Source organism: Pseudoalteromonas sp. AWM4_233, assembly GCF_056158285.1.
In genome coordinates this window covers 1-6,869 of sequence record NZ_JBSWSZ010000020.1, presented here as the reverse complement: position 1 = coordinate 6,869, position 6,869 = coordinate 1, and the positions used below count along the sequence as shown (strand labels likewise).

Genomic DNA, 6,869 nt, shown 5'->3' with positions numbered 1-6,869 from the left:
AGTGGTTGCGGTACCATTTGCTTTGCAATAGCGCTCGCTCCAGGCCCTGAATATTCTGACAATACCTACGCCGCCGCGGCCAGGCGCAGTTGCTTGTGCAACTATGGTATCTTGTGAGAAAGGCATCGAGGTCATGATTAATCTTTCATATTTTTAAATTGAGATGGTTGCCCCAAGCTCAGCACCGCGCACGAGAGCTATAACTTGTTGTAAGTCGTCACGCTTCTTCGCCAGTCACGCGAAGTTGATCGCCTTGAATTGCCGTTTGTACTTTAATTTTATCGTCTTTTATCAGCTTGACGATTTTTTTCGCTGTGGCTTGTTCAATACCTTCTTTAAACGCAATGACTTGATGATAGGTTTTACCCCGTTGATCGTAAGTCTTTAACGTCTAAAATGACTGGTATCGAGATTTCGTTTTGAACAAGCATTACTAGAAAACATAGACATTCCAACTGCTGTAACTGAAACTCGCCTTCAGCTTTCATAACAACGGTTTTTTCTTTAAATTCGATGGTTGCATCAACACCGCGAAAATCAAAACGGGTAGCGAGTTCTCGTTCAGTGTTTTCCGTTGCGTTCCGGACTTCTTCACATGTTGATTTCAGATACGATATCGAAAGATGGCATGGTTTTACCTCTTTTTGACAAAGTCAGCCCGCATGAGCGGGCTGGCAACGAGTGGCATTTACTTAGAACTAATGCCTTTCTTTTCCATAGCGGCATAGATCAGTTTAGCCTGTATTAGTGTGATCGATGTCACTCACCAACCAATAAAGTACTAAACCAGCTGGGAACCAAAGGAAGAATATACTCATCGCCACGGGCATAAATTGCATAATCTTCTGCTGCATTGGGTCGGTCACTGTTGTTGGTTGCAGCTTTTGCAAAGCAACCACATGCTGGCACCGGTAAGAACTGGCAGTACAAACCATAGGGTCTTTTACGAGATAAATCAGTAATCCAAAGGAAGAAGTCTGCATGGCGTAGTTCAACACTTTCCAAGCAGTACCCAGTACAAAGCCAGGAATATTGGCATCTGCAAGATGATGGGTAAACACCCACCCATTGGATTCACTTTTTCTTTGCGATAAAGATCCATCATGGCCTGTGACATTTTTTGTCTGTCGTCGCCAAACCGATCTTTCAACTGTTGCATTTTAGGCGCCAGGTTGCGCATGCGAGCCATCGACTCATATTGCTTTTTAGTCAACGGGTACATGGCCCCTTTTACTATGACAGTGATAAGAATAATTGCCACACCCCAGTTGCCCACTAAGCTATGCAGGAATTTTAGTAGTGAAAACAGAGGTTGTGATAACCACCATAAAATACCGTAATCCACGGTGAGGTCCAGACCGTTAGCCAACTCTGCCAGAGTATCCTGATCTTTAGGACCAAGATAAAGCTGACTTCCAAGTGTGGCTGTCTCACCTTTTGCTACATTTACAGGTGTGCCTGTGAAACCAATAATGGCGTATTGATTTTGGGGAAAACTTGGAGTAAAGATTATTTTCCTGTGATGCGGGGGGGGATCCATGCTGCAACAAAATAGTGCTCGAGCATGCCAACCCAACCACCTTCAGTTGCGGCTTTCAGCTTTTTATCTTCGATCTCGTCAAACGTGTACTTCTCATATCGTTCTTCATCGGTACCATAAGCAGCGCCACGGTAAGTAGGCATAAACATATTTCCGCCGTCTGGTACTTCCGTGGTTTGTTTCAGTTGCGCATACTGTAGGAAAGTCGTGTTTTCATTGCTGTTATTAACAATGGTATATGTCAACGCAATATCATGGCTGCCTTTGGTGAAGTTGAAAGTCTTAGTAATATTAAGACCGTCTGCATTTTGCCAGGTCAAGGGCACTGACAATGTATCACCATCCATGACAAAATCAGTTCCAGAAACAGTGTAGCGGGGACGACCCGCCTTATTACCGTCTGGGCCATTTCGCCCGACAAGGCCGCTTTGCGCTATGTATAAGCCATCATTTAGCCGTAGCAAGCTGTAATTTTCTCTGACCCCTGGGTCAGTGGAAACTTTACTAGGTTTGCTTTATACGACATCTCCACCAACTAAATCGATGCGCAAGTCGAGAGTATCAGTTAACACATGTATATAGCGGTCAGTTGTAGGGGCGGCTTGCTGAATTTGCGCCGGTACATCAGTTTGCACACCTACAGGCACGTCATCATTTGTGACTGAAGCAGAATGGGGTACAGCCATTATCCGCGCTACCATCGGCAGATTGGCTGGTTACTGGTTTAACAGGCTGTGGCCCATAATCTTGTTGCCATTGACTGCCAAAGCAAAAAGCTCACTAAGCGCGAGGCCAATTAACAGAAAACTGCGTTGCGATTCCATAGAGGTCTCTTTAATCTGAGTGTTTATCATTGCCGTGGTTCCGGCACGGGATCGATATCCGCCCGGCATTGCAAAGGGTGGCATTTTAATATGCGTTTAACCGATAACCAACCGCCAATTAGCTAATCCGTGCGTTTTTAATGCCTCAATAGCGTACCAAGAACAAGAAGGGTGAAAACGACAACGTTGCCCTAAGTATCGGTGAAATGAACCACTGATAACACTTTACCAAGGCCAAAGCGGCACAGCGATTGAGTTATGTTGCCGCAGCGTCTTGTCGAGCTTTTTCCATAGCTTGTCCAATGTAGCGAAAATACCTCTTCGTTGCGACAGCGTCGTCAGCGCCTGACTTGCCAATAACGATAATATCAACATTGCGGGCAGGGAGTGCTGCTTGATGCCGGAAACTTTCTCTGACTAGATCGTTTTAAGTCTGATTTCTATCGTGCGCTTTACTGAATTACGTTTTTTGGCCAGCGTAATGCCCAAACTGAGGATGAGCCTGAGTGTATTCTTTCTGGCTAGAACGGTAAAAGCGGGGGATACAGCAGGGGTTGCGTCATCAAACACATAGGTAAAGTGGGAGGGAGTTAACAGACGTAACTCCCTTGGAAAACGTATTCTCACCCACTTTTGGCGATAGTACTCAATTAAGCAGAAAGGCGAGCGCGGCCTTTAGCACGGCGAGCGGCTAGTACTTTACGACCGTTTTTAGTCGCCATACGAGCACGAAAACCGTGAGAACGCTTGCGCTTTAGAGTTGCTCGGTTGAAATGTTCTTTTCATGACCAAAGTCTCACTTATATCTAGTTAAACATCAGGCGTTCAATGGTAACGCACCATACTGTTGCCAGAACAATGTGGTGTTTACACCAGGTCGTTACGCCGCCCATCGCAAAAGGACGCTGAATTCTAGAGATCTCGGGGCCTGCTGTCAATGGATATTCTTGCTGTTCGGACGAATAAGTGAACAGATTTTATGTCTGTTTGTTGAACGTTATAACATCAGGCGGTGAAGGATTTCCAGCGTGTAATCCCGTTCGTTGTGAATAACGCATATAATTTGCACTCAGGTTATCCACAGCGGATTGTTGGTGAAACTATTGATCGCTAGATATAAATTGCACAGCGAGATCCCAGCGGCTGATCGTCAGTGAGTAGTTTAGAATGATTTTTTCTTCTTAAAATGTTATATTGCTGATCTAAAGGTTAATGTCTTTGAATTCAATAGTTTATATATTATGATCAGTCAGATCAGTGTAGGGATCGCCATTTACATTGTGTTGACAGACGATCAGATAATCCACAGCGATCAAAACATAAAACTAAAATTTCATCGCTGCTACTCCACACCTCCAACTGCGTATTTTCCTCTAATGGCGCGCTTCAGCAGGCACGGTCTGTTCTATGCATTGGCTTTCAAAAGCGGGTGGTCCTCAGCGACTTACGGGAGCCATACGACGTACCATGTCCTTGTGGAACCAATGTGCCTCGAGCGCCTGCGTCAGGAACTGCCGACGCAGCAATTTAGTATGTGGATACGACCGCTTGCGTGCTGAAGAGCAGGAGCTGGTGTTCTAACCTTATACGCTCCTAACCGCTTTGTGCTTGATTGGGTAAGAGACAAGTACCTGAATAATATTACTGCTCTGCTAAGGGAATTTGCTGGAGCCGATGCACCTCAGTTGCGTTTAGAGGTAATGAGTCGCAATAGCGTAAACCGTTCTCAGCGGCTAGGGTAATGCTGCTGGTTCAGTACATAGTTCAAACGGTGATAGCTACACTCAATAGTGCTACTACTGTGGATTCTCCGAATCACGGACATAGTTCAAATTACAGCGCGCCACGATTGACCAACCGCAACGACGAGAGCCAGGTTCCAGCAAACATCGCTATCTGGCTGTCAGCCCACCAGTGCCACGGAACGGTCATGTGGCCAGCGGTGGCGATCATTTCACTGGTAAAGCCCAAGCTGATGCTGCTTGGTGCGTGATGCACAGCAACGCAGATCAGCAGGGTACTGCTGCAAGGACAATGCTAGATCCTCAATGGTCAGAATCATTACAGGCAATCATGCGCCGCGGTCGTCAACGCTCGCCAGAGCTGATCCGTCCGTAGTGCCTATTCCTGAGGCGTATGAAACACAAAAGTAATATTAATCCGACGTATCAGTTTGATAATTTCGTCGAAGGTAAATCAAACCAACTGGCTACGAGCGGCGGCGACGCAAGTAGCGAACAATCCTGGCGGTTCTTATAACCCACTTGTTTATCTACGGTGGAACAGGCTTAGGTAAAACGCACCTTCTTGCACGCGGTGGGCAATGGTATCGTTGCAAACCGTCCGCGGTGCCAAAATCGTTTATATGCATTCCGAGCGCTTCGTTCAGGATATGGTTAAGGCGCTTGCAAAATAACGCTATCGAAGATTTCAAACGATTTCTATCGCTCGCGTCGATGCGCTGCTCATCGATGATATTCAGTTCTTCGCAAACAAAGAGCGTTCGCAGGAAGAGTTTTTCCACACGTTCAACGCGCTTATTGGAAGGCAACCAGCAAATCATTCTTAACCTCTGATCGATACCCCAAAGGAGATTGATGGGGTAGAGGACAGGTTGAAGTCGCGATTCGGCTGGGGTTTAACAATTGCTATTGAGCCACCGGAACTGGAAACCCGTGTAGCTAATCTTGATGCGTAAAGCTGCGGAAAACCGCATTCACTTACCAGATGAAGTAGCCTTTTTCATCGCTAAGCGTTTACGCTCAAATGTTAGAGAATTGGAAGGGGCGTTAAATCGGGTTATCGCCAATGCTAACTTTACTGGCAGACCTATTACTATCGATTTTGTCCGAGAAGCATTGCGGGATTTACTTGCGTTACAGGAAAAGTTGGTAACGGTAGACAATATTCAGAAAACCGTAGCAGATTATTATAAGATAAAAGTGTCTGATATCTTATCTAAGCGACGCAGTCGTAGTGTTGCCCGTCCAAGACAAGTTGCAATGGCACTGGCTAAAGAGCTGACGAACCACAGCTTACCTGAATTGGGAAATGCATTTGGCGGCAGGTGATCACACCACTGTACTTCACGCGTGCAGAAAAATAGAGCAGCTTAGAGAAGAAAGTCATGATATAAAAGAAGACTATAAGAACTTAATTCGTACTTTATCCTCTTAACTCTTGGAACATTCCGGGCGGGAAAGTAAATAAATGAAATTTACCATCAGTCGAGAAAATTTTTTGCAGCCGTTGCAGTTAGTCTCCGGTGCAGTAGAGCGTCGCCACACTTTACCTATTCTTTCTAATGTATTAATTAAAGTTAGTGAGGATGCACTTTGGCTAACAGGCACGGATTTAGAGGTTGAACTCATTGCGAGTATGCGTCTTGAAGGCGATTTTGAAGAAGGCGAGATCACCGTTCCAGCTAAGAAGTTATTTGATATTTGTCGGGGTATTGCCGATGGTACAGAAATTCAATTTACCCTAGATGGAAATAAAGCCCTCATACGGGCCGGTCGTGGTCGCTATACACTCTCTACTTTATCTGCCAATGATTATCCTAACCTCGAAGACTGGGAAGGCGAGGTTGAGTTCGAAGTTGCTTCCACAGATTTAAAGCGTCTTATTAACAGCACACACTTTTCAATGGCTCAACAAGACGTTCGATACTATTTGAACGGCATGTCATTGGAAACTGAAGATAATATAATTCGGACTGTAGCAACTGATGGTCACAGGCTTGCATTATGTCGGTTAGAATATAGCGAGGCGTCTTTACCGTCTCGCCAAGTGATTATCCCTAGAAAAGGGGTATTGGAAATATCCAGGCTGAATCCGGTGGTGACGAAGAACGTCTCTATTAAAGTGCAGATAGGTGCAAACCATATACGCACGTTTTCCAGTGAATTTATATTCACCAGTAAACTCGTTGATGGACGTTTTCCAGACTATCGCAGAGTGTTACCTTGGCGATGGTGATAGAACCATCGTTGCAATTCTACTTTATCCCAGCTGAGTTGTATTTCTTGAAGTTTATCCTTCGAAGTGTTCGCTTGTTTAAGGTTAACAGGGGCCTCAAGTGTTGAATAAGTTACTTCTATAGAAAAAGTTGAAAGTTTACTGGTAATAGAACCATCACTAACTGACATTTTAATATTATTATAAATTGCGACTTGGGCATTTGTGGGGGTACCTCTAAGTTCTCCTGTTGCAGAATCGAAAGTAAGCCATTTAGGTAAATTTTCAACAGATACATTTAATTGTTCACCTTCAATATCAAAAATTGAAGGTAAAAAAGAGTACTCACTATTAGCTATAATGCTTAAATCAGGTTTTCCTTCAATAGTTGGTGCGTCATTCACAGCAGTAACATCAATAGAAAATGTAACAAGTTTACTTTCAACATTCCCTTGAATAAGTTTAAACGTGAACTCGTCTTTGCCGTTGTAATTTTAGGTGCTGTGTAAGAGGTGAGTACGACTCGTCGTTAACCTTAGCAATACGTA

5 protein-coding genes and 7 pseudogenes are annotated in these 6,869 nt (G+C 44.6%); 6 read left to right on the top strand and 6 right to left on the bottom strand.

Features of this window, described 5'->3' with window-relative positions:
• Positions 1 to 137: 137 nt before the first annotated feature.
• The 5 genes and pseudogenes from ACXAC4_RS18605 to rpmH all read right to left on the bottom strand — a co-directional run bounded on the left by ACXAC4_RS18605 (position 138) and on the right by rpmH (position 3,150).
• Positions 138 to 630: pseudogene (locus ACXAC4_RS18605) on the bottom strand (YajQ family cyclic di-GMP-binding protein).
• 58 nt (positions 631 to 688) lie between these two features.
• A pseudogene (gene yidC / locus ACXAC4_RS18600) lies at positions 689 to 2,364 on the bottom strand (membrane protein insertase YidC).
• Positions 2,365 to 2,390: 26 nt separating this feature from the next.
• Positions 2,391 to 2,602: pseudogene (gene yidD / locus ACXAC4_RS18595) on the bottom strand (membrane protein insertion efficiency factor YidD).
• A gap of 179 nt (positions 2,603 to 2,781) precedes the next feature.
• The gene (locus ACXAC4_RS18590) at positions 2,782 to 2,934 is read right to left on the bottom strand and encodes a hypothetical protein (RefSeq protein WP_475164494.1); all 153 of its coding nucleotides are present in this window, start codon (positions 2,932 to 2,934) and stop codon (positions 2,782 to 2,784) included.
• 80 nt (positions 2,935 to 3,014) lie between these two features.
• Positions 3,015 to 3,150, bottom strand: a pseudogene (rpmH, locus tag ACXAC4_RS18585) (50S ribosomal protein L34).
• Between the two features lie 681 nt (positions 3,151 to 3,831).
• Here rpmH and ACXAC4_RS18580 point away from each other — a divergent pair.
• The 6 genes and pseudogenes from ACXAC4_RS18580 to dnaN form a co-directional block, all read left to right on the top strand.
• Positions 3,832 to 4,085 (top strand): annotated as a pseudogene (locus ACXAC4_RS18580) (DnaA N-terminal domain-containing protein); the annotation flags it as partial.
• 211 nt (positions 4,086 to 4,296) lie between these two features.
• A complete protein-coding gene (locus ACXAC4_RS18575; protein ID WP_475164492.1) occupies positions 4,297 to 4,482 on the top strand; it encodes a hypothetical protein in 186 nt (61 codons plus the stop codon).
• Positions 4,483 to 4,628: 146 nt separating this feature from the next.
• Positions 4,629 to 4,871, top strand: a pseudogene (dnaA, locus tag ACXAC4_RS18570) (chromosomal replication initiator protein DnaA); the annotation flags it as partial.
• Complete coding sequence (locus tag ACXAC4_RS18565) at positions 4,826 to 4,933, top strand: DnaA ATPase domain-containing protein (protein WP_475164496.1); 108 nt, start codon at positions 4,826 to 4,828, stop codon at positions 4,931 to 4,933. The pseudogene dnaA and the gene ACXAC4_RS18565, both read left to right, overlap by 46 nt.
• Positions 4,934 to 5,054: 121 nt before the next feature.
• Positions 5,055 to 5,435: a helix-turn-helix domain-containing protein gene (locus ACXAC4_RS18560; protein ID WP_475164490.1), complete on the top strand. Its 381-nt coding sequence runs from the start codon at positions 5,055 to 5,057 to the stop codon at positions 5,433 to 5,435.
• A gap of 139 nt (positions 5,436 to 5,574) precedes the next feature.
• Positions 5,575 to 6,330 (top strand): annotated as a pseudogene (dnaN, locus tag ACXAC4_RS18555) (DNA polymerase III subunit beta); the annotation flags it as partial.
• On the opposite strand, the gene ACXAC4_RS18550 reads toward dnaN, so the two are convergent.
• Positions 6,312 to 6,725 carry a putative Ig domain-containing protein gene (locus ACXAC4_RS18550; protein ID WP_475164489.1) on the bottom strand — a complete coding sequence of 138 codons (414 nt, stop codon included), beginning with the start codon at positions 6,723 to 6,725 and terminating at the stop codon, positions 6,312 to 6,314. The pseudogene dnaN and the gene ACXAC4_RS18550 sit on opposite strands and share 19 nt — an antisense overlap.
• Between the last annotated feature and the right edge of the window lie 144 nt (positions 6,726 to 6,869).